This is a genomic window from Escherichia sp. E4736, assembly GCF_005781225.1.
Taxonomy (GTDB): domain Bacteria; phylum Pseudomonadota; class Gammaproteobacteria; order Enterobacterales; family Enterobacteriaceae; genus Escherichia.
Map to the genome: position 1 here is coordinate 64533 of NZ_VATT01000011.1, position 17114 is coordinate 81646.

General features: G+C 48.8%; 15 protein-coding genes. 11 read left to right on the plus strand and 4 right to left on the minus strand.

Annotated elements, in window-relative coordinates; translation table 11 throughout:
• Window positions 1-167: 167 nt before the first annotated feature.
• Together moeA and moeB are read left to right on the plus strand one after the other, a co-directional pair.
• Window positions 168-1403: a molybdopterin molybdotransferase MoeA gene (gene moeA / locus FEK46_RS08230; RefSeq protein WP_135559713.1), complete on the plus strand. Its 1236-nt coding sequence runs from the start codon at window positions 168-170 to the stop codon at window positions 1401-1403.
• Window positions 1403-2152: a molybdopterin-synthase adenylyltransferase MoeB gene (gene moeB / locus FEK46_RS08235; RefSeq protein WP_130214782.1), complete on the plus strand. Its 750-nt coding sequence runs from the start codon at window positions 1403-1405 to the stop codon at window positions 2150-2152. The genes moeA and moeB overlap by 1 nt, the downstream gene beginning before the upstream one ends.
• 188 nt (window positions 2153-2340) lie before the next feature.
• Here moeB and fsa read toward each other — a convergent pair whose 3' ends face one another.
• The gene (fsa, locus tag FEK46_RS08240) at window positions 2341-3003 is read right to left on the minus strand and encodes a fructose-6-phosphate aldolase (protein ID WP_130214784.1); all 663 of its coding nucleotides are present in this window, start codon (window positions 3001-3003) and stop codon (window positions 2341-2343) included.
• A 129-nt stretch (window positions 3004-3132) separates the two neighbouring features.
• Here fsa and FEK46_RS08245 point away from each other — a divergent pair, with 129 nt between their 5' ends.
• From FEK46_RS08245 to FEK46_RS08260, 4 genes are all read left to right on the plus strand, one after another.
• Window positions 3133-4032 (plus strand): glycyl-radical enzyme activating protein, encoded by a 900-nt coding sequence (locus tag FEK46_RS08245; protein ID WP_131162155.1) that lies wholly within the window; start codon window positions 3133-3135, stop codon window positions 4030-4032.
• Between the two features lie 5 nt (window positions 4033-4037).
• Window positions 4038-6470: a glycyl radical protein gene (locus FEK46_RS08250; RefSeq protein ID WP_135559714.1), complete on the plus strand. Its 2433-nt coding sequence runs from the start codon at window positions 4038-4040 to the stop codon at window positions 6468-6470.
• 145 nt (window positions 6471-6615) lie between these two features.
• A complete protein-coding gene (gene ybiV / locus FEK46_RS08255; protein WP_130205153.1) occupies window positions 6616-7431 on the plus strand; it encodes a sugar-phosphatase YbiV in 816 nt (271 codons plus the stop codon).
• 151 nt (window positions 7432-7582) lie between these two features.
• Window positions 7583-8842: a DUF1479 domain-containing protein gene (locus FEK46_RS08260; protein ID WP_135559715.1), complete on the plus strand. Its 1260-nt coding sequence runs from the start codon at window positions 7583-7585 to the stop codon at window positions 8840-8842.
• Between the two features lie 221 nt (window positions 8843-9063).
• Here the strand turns inward: FEK46_RS08260 and FEK46_RS08265 are convergent, their stop codons facing one another.
• Entirely contained in the window at window positions 9064-10656 is a 1593-nt protein-coding gene (locus FEK46_RS08265) for an ABC-F family ATPase (RefSeq protein ID WP_130205149.1), read from the minus strand.
• A gap of 218 nt (window positions 10657-10874) precedes the next feature.
• Between FEK46_RS08265 and ldtB the strand changes: the two genes are divergently transcribed.
• Window positions 10875-11795 (plus strand): L,D-transpeptidase, encoded by a 921-nt coding sequence (ldtB, locus tag FEK46_RS08270; RefSeq protein WP_001056384.1) that lies wholly within the window; start codon window positions 10875-10877, stop codon window positions 11793-11795.
• Window positions 11796-12009: 214 nt separating this feature from the next.
• Here the strand turns inward: ldtB and FEK46_RS08275 are convergent, their stop codons facing one another.
• On the minus strand, window positions 12010-13128 hold the full coding sequence (locus tag FEK46_RS08275) for an anion transporter (protein WP_130205147.1): 1119 nt from the start codon (window positions 13126-13128) through the stop codon (window positions 12010-12012).
• A complete protein-coding gene (mntR, locus tag FEK46_RS08280; RefSeq protein WP_130205145.1) occupies window positions 13125-13592 on the minus strand; it encodes a manganese-binding transcriptional regulator MntR in 468 nt (155 codons plus the stop codon). The genes FEK46_RS08275 and mntR overlap by 4 nt, the downstream gene beginning before the upstream one ends.
• Window positions 13593-13947: 355 nt before the next feature.
• On the opposite strand from mntR, the gene FEK46_RS08285 reads away from it, so the two are divergent.
• The 4 genes from FEK46_RS08285 to FEK46_RS23655 all read left to right on the plus strand — a co-directional run bounded on the left by FEK46_RS08285 (window position 13948) and on the right by FEK46_RS23655 (window position 17063).
• Window positions 13948-14841 (plus strand): ATP-binding protein, encoded by an 894-nt coding sequence (locus tag FEK46_RS08285; protein ID WP_135559716.1) that lies wholly within the window; start codon window positions 13948-13950, stop codon window positions 14839-14841.
• Window positions 14842-14845: 4 nt separating this feature from the next.
• Window positions 14846-15196: an STAS-like domain-containing protein gene (locus FEK46_RS08290; RefSeq protein ID WP_135559717.1), complete on the plus strand. Its 351-nt coding sequence runs from the start codon at window positions 14846-14848 to the stop codon at window positions 15194-15196.
• Window positions 15196-15807, plus strand: a complete 612-nt coding sequence (locus FEK46_RS08295; protein WP_135559718.1) for a PIN domain-containing protein — start codon at window positions 15196-15198, stop codon at window positions 15805-15807. Before FEK46_RS08290 ends, FEK46_RS08295 begins: the two co-directional genes overlap by 1 nt.
• A 905-nt stretch (window positions 15808-16712) precedes the next feature.
• Window positions 16713-17063 carry a serine acetyltransferase gene (locus tag FEK46_RS23655; protein ID WP_240731115.1) on the plus strand — a complete coding sequence of 117 codons (351 nt, stop codon included), beginning with the start codon at window positions 16713-16715 and terminating at the stop codon, window positions 17061-17063.
• Window positions 17064-17114 lie beyond the last annotated feature (51 nt).

Genomic DNA, 17114 nt, shown 5'->3' on the forward strand with positions numbered 1-17114 from the left:
TATAAATATCAGAATTTTTATGAATTACTCATTCAATTTTTGAATATAGAAAGATGTATATGGCATGTAAAGGCGAGTGTCTGCTCTACGACCGAGGTGGCATACAGTCTGTGGCGTTTTTCTGACATAATAGGCAAATTCGATTTTGCCTCCGCAGGAGTGTTTTCATGGAATTTACCACCGGATTGATGTCGCTCGACACCGCGCTTAATGAGATGCTTTCTCGCGTTACCCCACTGACCGCCCAGGAAACGCTACCACTGGTACAGTGTTTTGGCCGTATTCTGGCGAGCGATGTGGTTTCGCCGCTGGATGTCCCAGGGTTTGATAACTCCGCAATGGACGGTTACGCGGTACGTTTGGCCGATATCACCTCCGGACAACCGCTGCCCATTGCCGGGAAGTCGTTTGCCGGTCAGCCTTATCATGGCGAGTGGCCCGCTGGCACCTGCATCCGCATTATGACTGGCGCACCAGTACCGGAAGGCTGCGAAGCAGTGGTCATGCAGGAACAGACTGAACTAACGGACAATGGCGTACGTTTTACCGCTGAAGTGCATAGCGGGCAAAATATTCGCCGTCGCGGTGAAGATATCTCTGCGGGCGCGGTTGTTTTTCCGGCAGGTACTCGCCTGACTACCGCTGAACTGCCAGTGATTGCTTCGCTAGGGATTGCCGAAGCTCCGGTGATTCGTAAAGTGCGAGTGGCGCTATTTTCCACGGGTGATGAGTTGCAGTTACCCGGTCAGCCTCTGGGCGATGGGCAAATTTACGATACCAACCGCCTCGCGGTGCATTTGATGTTAGAACAGCTGGGTTGTGAAGTAATCAACTTAGGGATTATTCGCGACGATCCACATGCCCTGCGCGCCGCATTTATTGAAGCCGACAGCCAGGCGGATGTGGTGATCAGTTCCGGTGGTGTTTCGGTTGGTGAAGCGGATTACACCAAAACCATTCTCGAAGAACTGGGCGAAATTGCGTTCTGGAAACTGGCGATTAAACCGGGCAAACCGTTCGCGTTTGGTAAACTCTCCAATAGCTGGTTCTGCGGCCTGCCGGGCAATCCGGTTTCTGCGACGCTGACCTTCTATCAATTAGTACAACCTTTGCTGGCCAAATTAAGCGGCAATACCGCCAGTGGCCTGCCCGCGCGCCAGCGCGTACGCACGGCATCTCGTCTGAAGAAATCCCCTGGACGTCTTGATTTCCAGCGCGGCGTGCTGCAACGCAACGCCGACGGCGAGCTGGAAGTTACGACCACCGGGCATCAGGGTTCACATATATTTAGCTCCTTTAGCCTCGGCAACTGCTTTATCGTGTTGGAGCGCGATCGCGGCAATGTTGAAGCGGGCGAATGGGTGGAAGTCGAGCCATTTAATGCGTTGTTCGGAGGCCTGTAATGGCGGAACTCAGCGATCAGGAGATGCTGCGCTACAATCGGCAAATCATCCTGCGTGGTTTTGATTTTGACGGTCAGGAAGCATTGAAAGATTCCCGCGTGCTGGTAGTTGGCCTGGGCGGCCTCGGCTGCGCAGCCTCGCAGTATCTGGCAAGCGCCGGTGTCGGCAACCTGACGCTGCTCGACTTCGACACGGTTTCGCTCTCAAATTTACAGCGCCAGACGCTGCACAGTGATGCCACAGTCGGGCAACCGAAGGTAGAATCAGCCCGTGACGCACTGGCGCGGATCAATCCACATATCTCGATTACGCCGATAAACGCGTTGCTTGATGACGCTGAACTGGCTGCGTTGATTGCTGAACACAATCTGGTGCTCGACTGTACGGATAACGTTGCGGTACGTAATCAACTGAACGCGGGCTGTTTTGCCGCGAAGGTGCCGCTGGTTTCCGGCGCGGCAATTCGTATGGAAGGGCAAATCACGGTCTTTACTTATCAGGACGGTGAGCCGTGCTATCGCTGCCTTAGCCGTTTGTTTGGCGAGAACGCGTTAACCTGCGTGGAAGCGGGCGTAATGGCACCGTTGATTGGGGTGATTGGTTCATTGCAGGCAATGGAAGCGATCAAACTGCTGGCAGGTTATGGCAAACCTGCCAGCGGGAAAATCGTGATGTACGATGCGATGACTTGTCAGTTTCGCGAAATGAAACTGATGCGTAATCCGGGGTGTGAGGTGTGCGGGCATTAATTGCCAGCTCCAGGCCTGATAAGATGCGGCAAGCGTCGCATCAGGCATTTGCTCCTGACGCCAGATGCGGCGTGAACGCCTTATCTGGCCTACGGTTCGGGCGCAGATTTCCAGGTCTGATAAGACGCGGCAGGCATCAGTGCACTCCGCCACGTCATCAGCAATTTATGAGGATGCAGAAAGTCCGGTTAAATCGACGTTCTGCCAAACGCCCCCTGCCAGTCCTGCTCAAACTTCGCCACAGCGGCATCAACTGCCGGATAGCTAATCATCTGTTGCGCGACATCCAGCGGCAGTGTGATTGATTCGCATCCTGCCAATAAGCAGTCCAGCGCCTGACGCGGGGTTTTGAAACTGGCTGCCAGCACTTTCGCCTGTGGCGCGTGCATTTTCAGTAACTGGTGTAAGTCGGTCACAGTCTGAATACCACTCCCGCCCTGGGCATCAATTCGGTTGACGTAAGGCGCAACATACTCTGCCCCCGCCAGCGCCGACAGCAGCCCTTGCGCCGCGCCATACACCGCCGTACCCAACGTCGGAATACCTTCCGCTTTTAATAGCTTAATCGCTGCCAGCCCCTCTGCAGTCACAGGTACTTTAACCACGATATCCGCAATAATAGAACGCAGTTTACGCGCATCGTTCACCATACCTTCAGCAGTAGTAGACATGACCTGGGCAAACAAACGCCCCTGTCCGCCCATCGCCTCATGTAACTCAGGAAGTAAAACTTCCAGAGGCTTCTTACCTGCCGCCACAATACTTGGATTAGTGGTCACACCCGCCAACGGAAAAACACGAGCCAGCGTCTTCACTGCGGCGACGTCTGAAGTATCCAGATACAGTTCCATAGTCATCCTCTAAATCTACTTTTGTATGAAATCAGACTATCACGAAAAAACTCTCTGAACAGTTGATGCACATCAATCTAACTTTCATTCGAAAGTATTTTAATGTTTGAACGAAAAATAGGGGCATCTATGATTTTCAACATTCAGCGCTATTCGACCCACGATGGTCCCGGTATCCGCACGGTAGTTTTCCTTAAGGGGTGCTCGCTGGGCTGCCGCTGGTGTCAGAACCCGGAAAGCCGCGCCCGCACGCAAGATCTGCTGTATGACGCACGACTGTGTCTGGAAGGCTGCGAACTATGCTCAAAAACCGCTCCGGAAGTGATTGAGCGCGCGCTGAATGGTTTACTCATTCACAGGGAAAAGTTAACGCCTGAACATCTGACGGCGCTGACCGACTGCTGTCCGACTCAGGCATTAACCGTGTGCGGTGAAGCGAAAAGCGTTGAGGAGATCATGGCGACCGTTCTGCGCGATAAACCATTTTACGATCGCAGCGGCGGCGGTTTAACGCTTTCCGGTGGTGAGCCGTTTATGCAGCCGGAAATGGCGACGGCGCTGCTGCAAGCCAGCCACGAGGCCGGTATTCATACTGCGGTAGAAACCTGTCTGCATGTGCCGTGGAAATATATCGCCCCTTCTCTGCCCTATATCGATCTGTTTCTTGCCGATTTAAAACACGTTGCCGACGCGCCGTTTAAACAGTGGACTGACGGCAGCGCCGCCAGAGTGCTGGATAATCTGAAAAAACTCGCGGCGGCGGGCAAAAAAATCATTATTCGCGTGCCGCTGATTCAGGGCTTTAATGCCGATGAAACCTCTGTGAAAGCCATTACCGATTTTGCCGCCAGTGAATTGCACGTTAACGAAATCCATTTCTTGCCCTACCACACGCTGGGCATCAACAAATATCACTTACTTAATCTGCCCTATGACGCCCCGGAAAAACCGCTTGATGCGCCAGAACTGCTCGACTTTGCCCAGCAGTATGCCTGCCAGAAAGGGTTAACCGCGACCTTACGAGGATAACAATCATGACAACACTGAAACTGGACACGCTCAGCGACCGCATTAAAGCGCACAAAAATGCGCTGGTGCATATTGTGAAACCGCCGGTCTGTACCGAGCGCGCACAGCACTATACTGAGATGTATCAACAACATCTCGACAAGCCAATCCCGGTACGTCGCGCGCTGGCGCTGGCGCACCACCTGGCGAATCGCACCATCTGGATCAAACACGATGAGTTAATCATCGGCAACCAGGCCAGTGAAGTCCGCGCCGCGCCGATCTTCCCGGAATATACCGTCTCCTGGATCGAAAAAGAGATTGATGATCTGGCGGATCGTCCGGGTGCTGGTTTTGCGGTCAGCGAAGAGAACAAACGTATTCTGCATGAAGTGTGCCCATGGTGGCGCGGTCAGACCGTACAGGATCGCTGCTATGGCATGTTTACCGATGAGCAAAAAGGTCTGCTGGCGACCGGAATCATTAAAGCGGAAGGCAATATGACTTCCGGCGATGCACACCTGGCGGTCAATTTCCCGCTACTGCTGGAAAAAGGGCTTGATGGTCTGCGTGAGAAAGTGGCAGAGCGCCGCTCACGTATCAACCTGACTGTGCTGGAAGATTTGCACGGCGAGCAGTTCCTGAAAGCGATTGATATCGTACTGGTGGCAGTCAGTGAACACATTGAACGTTTCGCTGCTCTGGCGCGAGAAATGGCCGCCACCGAATCCCGCGAAAGTCGTCGCGATGAACTGCTGGCGATGGCAGAAAACTGCGACATCATCGCCCACCAGCCGCCGCAAACTTTCTGGCAGGCGCTGCAACTGTGCTACTTCATCCAGTTGATTTTGCAGATTGAATCTAACGGTCACTCGGTGTCGTTTGGTCGTATGGATCAGTATCTCTATCCGTACTATCGCCGCGACGTTGAACTCAACCAGACGCTGGATCGCGAACACGCTATCGAGATGCTGCATAGCTGCTGGCTGAAACTGCTGGAAGTGAACAAGATCCGCTCCGGCTCGCACTCAAAAGCCTCTGCGGGAAGTCCGCTGTATCAGAACGTCACCATTGGCGGGCAAAATCTGGTTGATGGTCAGCCGATGGACGCGGTGAATCCACTCTCTTACGCAATCCTCGAATCTTGCGGTCGCCTGCGTTCGACTCAGCCTAACCTCAGCGTGCGTTACCATGCGGGAATGAGCAACGATTTCCTCGATGCCTGTGTGCAGGTGATCCGCTGCGGCTTCGGGATGCCTGCGTTCAACAACGACGAAATCGTGATTCCGGAATTTATTAAACTCGGTATTGAACCGCAGGACGCTTACGACTACGCAGCGATTGGTTGTATCGAAACCGCCGTCGGCGGTAAATGGGGCTATCGCTGCACCGGCATGAGCTTTATCAACTTCGCTCGCGTGATGCTGGCGGCGCTGGAAGGTGGTCGTGATGCCACCAGCGGCAAAGTGTTCCTGCCACAAGAAAAAGCGTTGTCAGCGGGTAACTTCAACAACTTCGATGAAGTCATGGACGCGTGGGATACGCAAATCCGTTACTACACCCGCAAATCAATCGAAATCGAATATGTCGTCGACACCATGCTGGAAGAGAACGTGCACGATATTCTCTGCTCGGCGCTGGTGGATGACTGTATTGAGCGAGCGAAAAGTATCAAGCAAGGCGGCGCGAAATATGACTGGGTTTCTGGCCTGCAGGTCGGCATTGCTAACCTCGGCAACAGCCTGGCGGCAGTGAAGAAACTGGTATTTGAACAGGGCGCGATTGGTCAGCAACAACTGGCTGCCGCACTGGCGGAAGACTTCGACGGTCTGACTCACGAGCAGTTGCGTCAGCGTCTGATTAACGGCGCGCCGAAGTACGGCAATGACGATGATAGCGTCGATACGCTGCTGGCTCGTGCTTATCAGACCTATATCGACGAACTGAAACAGTATCATAACCCACGCTACGGTCGTGGCCCGATCGGCGGCAATTATTACGCAGGTACATCATCTATTTCCGCCAACGTACCATTCGGCGCGCAGACTATGGCAACGCCGGACGGACGTAAAGCGCATACCCCTCTGGCAGAAGGCGCAAGCCCGGCCTCCGGTACCGATCATCTCGGCCCAACGGCGGTTATTGGCTCAGTGGGTAAACTGCCTACCGCAGCGATTCTCGGCGGTGTGTTGCTCAACCAGAAACTGAACCCGGCGACGCTGGAGAACGAATCTGACAAGCAGAAACTGATGATCCTGCTGCGCACCTTCTTCGAAGTGCATAAAGGCTGGCACATTCAGTACAACATCGTTTCCCGCGAAACATTGCTGGAAGCGAAAAAACATCCGGATCAATACCGCGATCTGGTGGTGCGCGTAGCAGGTTATTCCGCCTTCTTCACCGCGCTCTCTCCAGACGCACAGGACGATATCATCGCCCGTACCGAACATATGCTGTAACTCTTCCGCCCGGCGGCCACCGTCGCCGGGCTATATCATTCACAGTATCAATTTCTCGCTCAATTACATTCGAAATAAATTTGTGCCCTGCGTCACATTGTTATTACACTGTGGCGGTTTGCATTCATTGCCAGGAGCACTTCTTATGAGCGTAAAAGTTATCGTCACAGACATGGACGGTACTTTTCTAAACGACGCCAAAACGTACAATCATGAGCGTTTTATGGCGCAATATCAGGAACTGAAAAATCGCGATATTGAGTTCGTTGTCGCCAGCGGTAACCAATATTACCAGCTCATTTCCTTCTTCCCTGAGCTAAAAGATGAAATCTCTTTTGTTGCAGAAAACGGCGCTCTGGTTTACGAACACGGCAAGCAGCTTTTTCACGGCGAACTGACCCGACATGAATCGCGGATTGTTATTGGCGAGTTATTGAAAGATAAACAACTGAATTTTGTTGCCTGTGGTCTGCAAAGTGCATACATCAGTGAAAATGCCCCGGAATCATTCGTTGCATTGATGGCAAAACACTACCATCGCCTGAAACCTGTAAAGGATTACCAGGACATTGACGACGTACTGTTCAAGTTTTCTCTGAACCTGCCGGATGAACAGATCCCACAGGTGATAGACAAACTGCACATTGCACTCGACGGCATTATGAAACCGGTGACCAGTGGTTTTGGGTTTATTGACCTGATTATACCTGGCCTGCATAAAGCGAACGGTATTTCGCGGTTACTGAAACGCTGGGATCTGTCGCCGCAAAATGTGGTAGCGATTGGCGACAGCGGTAACGATGCGGAGATGCTGAAAATGGCGCGTTATTCCTTTGCGATGGGCAATGCTGCGGAAAATATTAAACAAATCGCTCATTACGCTACCGATGACAATAATCATGAAGGCGCGCTGAATGTGATTCAGGCAGTGCTGGATAACATCGCTCCTTTCAATCGTTGATCTTCCCCCGGGCCGGAGTGACCACTTCGGCCTCTCGCCTTTTTGCTCGCTTTGTGCGGTGACTCAAGATCTTTATCTTGCGTTAACTTATTTTTAACTTAAAGTATCAATCGTAATCATTTTACTTTCGAACGAAAGATGAGAGGTTGATATGACTTTTTCCTGTGAGACGCTGCCCACAGATGCGAAAGCGGCTATCCGAGAAATGAAAGCTGCGCTGCGGGAACAGCTCGGTGATGTACAACAGGTTTTCGATACACTCTCTGCAAAAATCGAAACGCGTGTTGCTGAAATCGATGCCCTAAAAGCGCAAGGGCTGCCGGTTTGGCCGGAAGTTTCTTATAGCGATATTGCCGCAGGGACAGTAAGCGATGTCACTCGCAATGAAATTAAACGTCGCGGCTGTGCAGTAATAAAAGGTCATTTCCCTCGCGAGCAGGCGCTGGCGTGGGATCGTGCCATGCTCGATTATCTCGATATCAATCATTTTGATGATGTTTATAAAGGCCCTGGCGACAGTTTTTTCGGCTCACTGGAGGCTTCTCGTCCCGAAATCTATCCCATTTACTGGTCACAAGCACAGATGCAGGCGCGGCAGAGCGAAAATATGGCTGCTGTGCAATCTTTCCTGAACCGCCTGTGGAAGTCTGAAAGCAACGGCAAGCAGTGGTTTGATCCTGATATCAGTGTGATTTACCCGGATAGGATCCGTCGCCGTCCTCCAGGTACTACATCTAAAGGTCTGGGCGCGCATACCGATTCTGGCGCGCTGGAACGGTGGTTATTGCCCGCTTATCAGCGCGTTTTTGCCAATGTGTTCAATGGTAATTTCGATGATTACGATCCCTGGGATGCTGCACACCGGACCGATGTCGAAGAGTACACGGTGGATAACACGACCAAATGTTCAGTGTTCCGCACGTTTCAAGGCTGGACTGCGCTCTCTGATATGATATCGGGTCAGGGATTGTTGCATGTGGTGCCTATCCCGGAAGCGATGGCATATGTTTTATTGCGCCCGCTGCTGGATGACGTACCGGACGATGAACTGTGCGGGGTTGCACCTGGCAAAGTTCTTCCCATTTCAGAGAAATGGCATCCACTATTGATTAAAGCGCTGACATCCATTCCCGCGATAACAGCAGGGGATTCCGTCTGGTGGCACTGCGATGTGATTCACTCCGTCGCGCCAGTAGACAATCAACAGGGTTGGGGCAACGTGATGTATATCCCTGCTGCGCCAATGTGCGAGAAAAATCGGGCTTATGCACACAAAGTCAAAATGGCGCTGAAAAAAGGCGCATCACCGGGCGACTTCCCGCGGGAAGATTATGAAGCAAACTGGAAAAGCCGCTTTACACTGGATGATCTGAACATTCACGGTAAGCGCGCACTGGGCATGGACGTGTAAGAGTTGATGGATTATTGGAAGTGAGGTTAAGGAAGTAGGTTCGATGTTGCTCAGATTGCTGACAAAGTGCGCTTTGTTCATGCCGGATGCGGCCTACAACGTCTTGCAGATTCAATACATTGCAGGTCCTGCGTAGGCCTGATAAGCGTAGCGCATCAGGCAATCTTGCGTTTGTCCTCAGCCACCGTCACCCCGACTGTATCGGGGTGACGGGCAATAACTTACTCGATCCCTCTGCTACGCAGGTAATCTTCGTAATTACCGCTAAAGTCGATCACGCGTTCCGGAGTGATTTCCAGAATGCGGGTCGCCAGGGAGCTTACAAACTCACGGTCGTGAGAAACAAAGATCAGCGTACCCTGATACAGCTCCAGCGCCATGTTCAGTGACTCGATGGATTCCATATCCAGGTGGTTGGTCGGTTCGTCCATGATCAGAATATTCGGTTTCTGCATCATTAACTTACCAAACAGCATCCGCCCTTTTTCCCCACCGGAAAGCACTTTAGCTGGCTTTTTGATGTCGTCCTGGCTGAACAGTAAACGACCGAGAATGCTGCGCACCGCTTGCTCATCATCGCCTTCCTGCTTCCACTGACTCATCCATTCGAACACGGTCAGATCATTTTCGAACTCATATTCGTGGTCCTGGGCATAGTAACCAATGCGCGCGTTCTCAGACCATTTTACAGTGCCGCTGTCCGGTTGCAGATCGCCCACCAGCGTTTTTAACAGGGTCGATTTACCGACGCCGTTGGTACCCAGTACCGCCAGTTTTTCACCGACTTCCAGCAGCAGGTTAAGATTTTTAAACAGCGGACCGTTATCAAACCCTTTGGTCAGACCTTCCACTTCCAGCGCGTTACGGAACAGTTTCTTATCCTGCTCAAAACGAATGAACGGGTTCTGACGGCTGGAGGCTTTCACCTCTTCCAGTTTGATTTTATCAATCTGACGCGCACGTGAAGTCGCCTGGCGAGATTTCGAGGCGTTGGCGCTAAAGCGGCTAACGAAGGATTGCAGCTCAGCAATCTGTGCTTTCTTCTTGGCATTATCAGCCAGCAGACGTTCACGCGCCTGGGTCGCGGCCGTCATGTACTCATCGTAGTTGCCCGGATAAACGCGCAGTTCGCCGTAGTCCAGATCCGCCATGTGGGTACAAACCATGTTGAGGAAGTGACGGTCGTGCGAAATGATGATCATGGTACTGTCACGCTCGTTCAGCACCTGCTCCAGCCAGCGAATGGTGTCGATGTCCAGGTTGTTGGTCGGTTCGTCGAGCAGGAGAATGTCCGGATCTGCAAACAGCGCCTGCGCCAGCAGCACACGCAGCTTCCAGCCAGGAGCAACTTCACTCATCGGGCCGTAGTGTTGTTCCAGTGGAATACCGACGCCAAGCAACAATTCCCCCGCACGCGATTCTGCAGAGTAACCGTCCATTTCGCCGTATTTCACTTCCAGATCGGCCACTTTGTAGCCATCTTCTTCGCTCATTTCCGGCAAAGCATAGATGCGGTCGCGCTCTTGCTTCACTTCCCACAACTCTTTATGCCCCATGATCACCGTATCCAGCACGGTGTACTCTTCAAAGGCAAATTGATCCTGGCGCAGCTTACCAATGCGCTCATTCGGATCGAGGGAAACGTTGCCCAGCGTCGGCTCAAGGTCGCCGCCGAGGATTTTCATAAAGGTGGATTTACCACTACCGTTCGCGCCAATCAGGCCGTAACGGTTGCCGCCGCCAAATTTGACGGAAATGTTTTCAAACAACGGCTTACTGCCGAACTGCATGGTGACGTTACTGGAAACTAACACAGGCGTATCCTGAAAAGAAATATGACAAACCGCGCATTATGCCATAAATCTGAAAGAAGATCCCGTCCGTCGCTTAAGGTCTACACTCTTCCCAAAGGCAAAAAATGTGATTTAGTACACATCTGATTTCACTGTTAGCTGGAATGAACATATAATGCGCTTCCAATACTCTAATATTCTCAACCTAATGGCCTGCCAGGCACTAAATCTCGCTTAACATGAATATGAAATTGAAAACATTATTCGCAGCGGCCTTCGCTGTTGTCGGCTTTTGCAGTACCGCCTCTGCGGTAACTTATCCTCTGCCAACCGACGGGAGTCGCCTGGTTGGTCAGAATCAGGTGATCACTATCCCTGAAGGTAACACTCAGCCGCTGGAGTATTTTGCTGCCGAGTACCAGATGGGTCTTTCCAACATGATGGAAGCTAACCCTGGTGTGGATACCTTCCTGCCGAAAGGCGGCACCGTACTGAACATTCCACAGCAGTTGATCCTGCCAGATACCGTGCATGAAGGTATCGTCATTAACAGCGCAGAGATGCGTTTGTACTACTATCCGAAAGGGACCAACACCGTTATCGTGTTGCCGATCGGGATTGGTCAGTTAGGTAAAGACACACCTATCAACTGGACCACCAAAGTAGAGCGTAAGAAAGCAGGCCCGACCTGGACACCGACCGCCAAAATGCACGCAGAGTACCGCGCAGCGGGCGAACCGCTTCCGGCAGTCGTTCCGGCTGGCCCGGATAACCCGATGGGGCTGTATGCACTGTACATCGGTCGCCTGTACGCTATCCACGGCACCAACGCTAACTTCGGTATCGGTCTGCGCGTAAGCCACGGCTGTGTGCGTCTGCGTAACGAAGACATTAAATTCCTGTTCGAGAAAGTGCCAGTCGGTACTCGCGTGCAGTTTATTGATGAGCCGGTAAAAGCGACTACCGAGCCAGACGGCAGCCGTTATATTGAAGTCCATAACCCGCTGTCTACCACCGAAGCCCAGTTTGAAGGTCAGGAAATTGTACCGATTACTCTGACGAAGAGCGTGCAGACAGTGACTGGTCAGCCAGACGTTGATCAGGTTGTTCTGGATGAAGCGATTAAAAATCGTTCCGGGATGCCGGTTCGCCTGAATTAATCGTTAAAACTTAAGCAAAAGGCGGAGTGATAATCCGCCTGAGGCTGCTCATGGCAATACATAATTGCCTGATGCGCTACGCTTATCAGGCCTACGCAGAACCTGCAATATATTGAATCCGCAAGTTTTTGTAGGCCGCATCTGGCATGAACAAAGCGCGTATTACCAACACTCAGAGGCGGACTAATAATCCGCCTTTTTAATTTGTCAGACCTTACCCCGCCGGGATCATAACCAACAAAACATATCCCACCAGCGCCGCCCACAACAGCATCGGTATTGAATAGAGATGGAAACGCCACCAGATACGGCGATCGTTCGCCATCCGTAGCGCAATCAAATTTGCCAGCGATCCGGGTAATAAACCAAAGCCACCTACATTTACCGCCCATGCCAGTAGTAAAGACGGTGGCACATAATTGAGCAGCAAAATCGTGCCCGGCACGTTACTGATTACCTGCGATAAACCAATCGCCGTCAGCCATAATCCAGGTTCAGATAAATGACTCACGTTGCTCAACACGCCCTGTAATACCGGAAGTTGGGTCAGTAAATGGACGTCGATAAACATCGCCATAAACACCAGCAGCAACGTCCAGTCCACGCTCAGCACCACGCGACGCGCCAGAAGCGCAAAGCCCGCCGCCACAATCACCAGCCCCCACAGCTCTTGTTTCAACTCCAGCGCCATAAGGAAGACGATATACAGCCCCAGACAACTCCACACCAGCCGAGGCTTCCACTCCGGCATCTGCGAACCAGTATGGTATTGCAGCGCCTTTCCAGGGAAACAACACCAACACAGCAGCAGTAGTGTCAGCATCATCGCACCAGCCAGCGGGGCCATTTGGGCAATAAAACCGACAAACGAAAGATCAGAACGTCCCCAGATTAGGATATTTTGCGGATTGCCAATCGGCGTCAGCAACGATCCGGCATTCACCGCCAACGCCTCGAAAATAATCAGCCGATTAACCGGGATCTCACACAGTCTTTTTAGCGTGATGGTCAGCGGAACCACAATAAACAGCGCGACGTCGTTGGTCAGAAACGTAGAAAGCAGCGCCGCTGCCAGCACCATAAACATCGCCAGTCGACGCTCAGTAGCAAAACGGCGCACCATTTTGCGCCCAAGCACATCAAAATAGCCGCTTAACTCGACGCCTTTGGTCAGCAGCATCAGGCCACTTAAGGTGATGATGGTGTGCCAGTCAATAGCGCCAGGCCAGGACTTAGGTGTGAAAGGAACGAAAAAACTTAATCCGATGCCAACGAGAATTAATAACTGAAAAAAGCGATCGCCTTGCAGCGAGCGTAAAAAAGGCAGGCTCATTTAGCACCGTGTTTCTGGGTAAACAGACGAAAGGCGTCCAGCGTCTCCTCACTGACATGGTGCTCCATGCCTTCCGCGTCGCGACGGGCGATTTCCGGGCTAATGCCCAACACCAACAAGAAATTTTCGACGACCTGATGACGCTCGCGACTTTCCTGCGCCAGCTTCTCTCCTTCTGCCGTTAAAAACACGCCACGCCAGGGGATCATTTCAATCAATCCCATTGTTGCCAGTCGCTTAAGCATTTTAGCCACCGTAGGTTGAGAGACTCCCAGACGGGCGGCCATATCAACCTGGCGCGCTTCTCCCACCTCCATCATCAGGTCAGAAATCAGCTCAACGTAATCGTCTATAAGTTCACGGCGATGTGCCTCTCTGACCTGGCGGAATCCTTCAACGTGCTCTTCCACGTTCACTAACTGCGTCACTTTTTTTGCTGTTGGCGTACCTGCGCGACGACTCATTGTGCTTCCTCATTATGGTGACACATACATAGCGTTCTCATTTCGTGCGCACATTGTAAACCAGAGTTGCGAAGGTACAAAAAATTAACGTTTTAGCAATAGCTATATAATATAGTTTAGCCAAAAAAAACAATTGCATAAATAATATTTTAAAATCAACATGATAAATGCATGATGTTAAAAATTTAAATATCAAATGTCTCAAAAGTGTCTCAATACAATCGTAGCATTCAGCAGGCGTCCCTAACCTCTGATTCAAAAATGTTCATACGATTTATTAGAGGTGAACCTCTTTGTTTGAAAGTCGCATAAATTATGAGATAGTTTCCGCCATCTAAACATGGCTGGAAGAAACATGTTCAATACAAAAACGGGGTTAACTATCATGATTCCAACCCTCAATGATGGAGAGGGGGATTTCATGCGTTTGTTTATGATCTATAAGCAAGTGATGGAGACAGATGCACCACAGATCACGTTTATCTTCACTCATTGCCGCTTCTTGCGACCAAATGCCGTTGCCTTTTTAGGCGGCACGATTCGTTCTTTACAAAAGAAAGGTGTAACTGTATTTGTTGACTGGAAAAGCATTCCAAGCGCAGTAATGGCTTCGCTCAAACAGAATACATTTTGTAGCAAGCTAGGTTACAGCTCTCACACGAACCCTGGGCACGCAATCCCATATAGAGAGGATCCTAAAGAAGATGCTAATTCAATTCTCGATTATTTAACCCAAAACTGGATTGGCAAAGGTTGGGTTAAGGTTAGCGAACCCTTGAGGGATGCGATTGCAGGAAAAGTTTGGGAAATTTATGCAAACTCCTTTGAACATTCTAAATCCAAAATTGGAGTTTTTTCTTGCGGCCAACATTTTATAAAAAAAAATGAACTGGTTTTATCTGTTGTTGATTTCGGCGTTGGAATACCTCACAACGTCAGAGAATTTCTTTCTTCTGATGCACGAGCAGCATCCCTGTCGGCAGAATCATGTTTAAAATGGGCATGCCAAAGTGGGAATACAACGGCAACAGCAAATGGTGTACCAAGAGGTTTAGGTTTACATTTACTCAAAGAATTAGTCAGAGTAAATAATGGCAAACTAGAATTATATAGTCATAATGGTTATGTTAAAATGAGCAGTCAGGGAGAAGAATATAAAACTCAGCCTTTTTATTTCGAAGGTACTATACTTAACATAACTCTACTCTGTGATGAAAAATATTACAGACTTACTTCAGAATTAGGATAATCAAATGAAGATTTTAATCAAAGATTTTATTGGAACCAGATGTATATTAAAAGAGGATGGTCAAAAATTATTTGAAGAAATCTCTCGGCATCTAGAGAGTAAAGATGAAGTTATTTTGGATTTTTCCAATGTAAAAATGTTTGCATCACCTTTTTTTAACTATAGCATTGGTCAGTTATTTAATAAATTTTCCGAAAATGAAATAAGAAATAATTTACATCTTGACAATCTTGAGGTTGTTGGTCATTCAATAATTGAAAGAGTTGTCGAAAACGCAAGCAGATTTAAATCTGATCTTGATTATAAAAAAATTGTAGATGAAATATTAGAACAACAAGCAAGGGAGTCTGATTAATGGCGTTTTCAGGCGTAATTTTAGCTAATGTTTTTAATATTGGGAATTATACCCCAACAAAAGACGATAAATTTTTAGTTGATACTAATGTTTGGTATTGGATGACTTATACAAAAGGTATACCATCTAACAGACAATATCTAAATACCTATATTAAATTTATTAGTGATTGTATTTCTAAAGAATCACAACTATTTCACTCTGGCTTATCTTTAGCCGAACTAGCGCATATCATTGAATCCACTGAAAGAGAAATACACGAAGCAACAATAAAATCGAGGATTATGACAAAGGAATTCAGATATAAATATGCAAAGGAAAGACAACTTGCAATGAAAGAAGTTGAAGTGTCGTGGGCTCAAGTAAAACAGATTGCGCCACAAGTTGACTTAACCATATGCCAAGATTTAACAGATTCTTGCGCATCAAAAATGACAAGTAATACCTTAGATGGTTATGACCTCATGATTCATGAAACAATGTTAAAACATGGCATTACAAATATAATCACTGATGATGGTGATTATACATCCGTACCAGGAATAAACGTATTTACTATAAATAAAAATGTAATTGTGTCTGCTGCTACGCAGAAAAAACTGATGAATTAATAAAACCGAAAACCAGAACAATGTACTTTTAAGTTTAGAAAATTTCAGTTCTGTTGATTATGTAACTTTCTGACCAGCCCGCACCAACTCTTAGATGTGGGTTTTCTTTAATTATCCGTTATCACCAGCGATCACTCTGCAAAACCTACACGAAATACACTTCCTCTTATTTATCTGATGGTTATGTTTTTTCTCAGTTCCTCCATAACTCCTTTTCACTGAAAAACGCTGAAATTCTTTTCAATCTTTTCAGTTCGAAATTTCCCACAAACCACCAGTGCTGGTACGGGCTAGTTGTCTGATTTGTAGAAAAATAAAACTGAAAAAATTTCCAGATCCAGAAACCGCAGGCGGGTGCGGTGTAGCGCCGTTTTTGTCTGCGAAGGATTTATTTTGTCGCCATATCACCATACCAGCGCAACGCTACAATTCTGATCTTTTATACTTAGTGACCGAGTTATATTTGTTATTAAAGGGTTAATAATCCGTCTGCCGATGTCTATGACAAGATAAGAAAGATGTTTTGTTAGTAATTCAACTAATTATTTGGGATTAAGTAGCCAATTATCAGTTCCGACCACATAACTTAATATTGTAGGCAGAAAATCAGATCATTCTCATGTTACGATAATCCTCAGGATTATTAGGGAGAATAATTTATGAGTAACAACAAAAAGTCGCATTATGAGGATATGAAGAAGTTGTTGTGCGCGGACATACTGCACAGTAGTAAAAAATTCTCCTGGAGGAGAATCATACTACGTTGCTGGAGACAACCCGGACACAGATTCATGTGTTGGTGGAGGATAGCGAATTGCCTTTACTGTCAGGGAGGGAAATCAAGTATTAAGTGGGCACGAAGAATCCACCGGAGACTTGTTTCAAAATACAATACTGATATTGGATTGGGGGCACAGATCGGGGAAAAATTCAAAATTTATCACTTCGTTGGAATAGTCATTTGTCCCCAGGCTGTGATTGGCAAAAATGTTCGTATCCGACAAAACACAACGATTGGATTAAAAACAGTTGAAGGAATCAAAGCCATCAGGATCGGAGACAATGTCGAGATTGGTGCAAATTCATGCATCATCGGTGATGATCTGACCATTGGTGATAACGTGACAATTGGTGCTATGTCATTCGTTAACCGAAACATTCCTGCTAATAGTGTCTTTATAACCCGCAGAGCCGCACAACTACTACCGCTTGATACGCACTCCACCTCTAACTATTCTGAACAACACAACAAGTGAAATACTGCTATCAGTAAGTCCCGAACGTTTCAACTTATCATGTGAGTGTCA

Coding starts and splice junctions, on each gene's coding strand:
- moeA (WP_135559713.1), top strand. CDS start 168: ATGGAATTTACCACCGGATTGATGTCGCTCGACACCGCGCTTAATGAG.
- moeB (WP_130214782.1), top strand. CDS start 1,403: ATGGCGGAACTCAGCGATCAGGAGATGCTGCGCTACAATCGGCAAATC.
- fsa (WP_130214784.1), bottom strand. CDS start 3,003: ATGGAACTGTATCTGGATACTTCAGACGTCGCCGCAGTGAAGACGCTG.
- FEK46_RS08245 (WP_131162155.1), top strand. CDS start 3,133: ATGATTTTCAACATTCAGCGCTATTCGACCCACGATGGTCCCGGTATC.
- FEK46_RS08250 (WP_135559714.1), top strand. CDS start 4,038: ATGACAACACTGAAACTGGACACGCTCAGCGACCGCATTAAAGCGCAC.
- ybiV (WP_130205153.1), top strand. CDS start 6,616: ATGAGCGTAAAAGTTATCGTCACAGACATGGACGGTACTTTTCTAAAC.
- FEK46_RS08260 (WP_135559715.1), top strand. CDS start 7,583: ATGACTTTTTCCTGTGAGACGCTGCCCACAGATGCGAAAGCGGCTATC.
- ldtB (WP_001056384.1), top strand. CDS start 10,875: ATGAATATGAAATTGAAAACATTATTCGCAGCGGCCTTCGCTGTTGTC.
- FEK46_RS08275 (WP_130205147.1), bottom strand. CDS start 13,128: ATGAGCCTGCCTTTTTTACGCTCGCTGCAAGGCGATCGCTTTTTTCAG.
- mntR (WP_130205145.1), bottom strand. CDS start 13,592: ATGAGTCGTCGCGCAGGTACGCCAACAGCAAAAAAAGTGACGCAGTTA.
- FEK46_RS08285 (WP_135559716.1), top strand. CDS start 13,948: ATGTTCAATACAAAAACGGGGTTAACTATCATGATTCCAACCCTCAAT.
- FEK46_RS08290 (WP_135559717.1), top strand. CDS start 14,846: ATGAAGATTTTAATCAAAGATTTTATTGGAACCAGATGTATATTAAAA.
- FEK46_RS08295 (WP_135559718.1), top strand. CDS start 15,196: ATGGCGTTTTCAGGCGTAATTTTAGCTAATGTTTTTAATATTGGGAAT.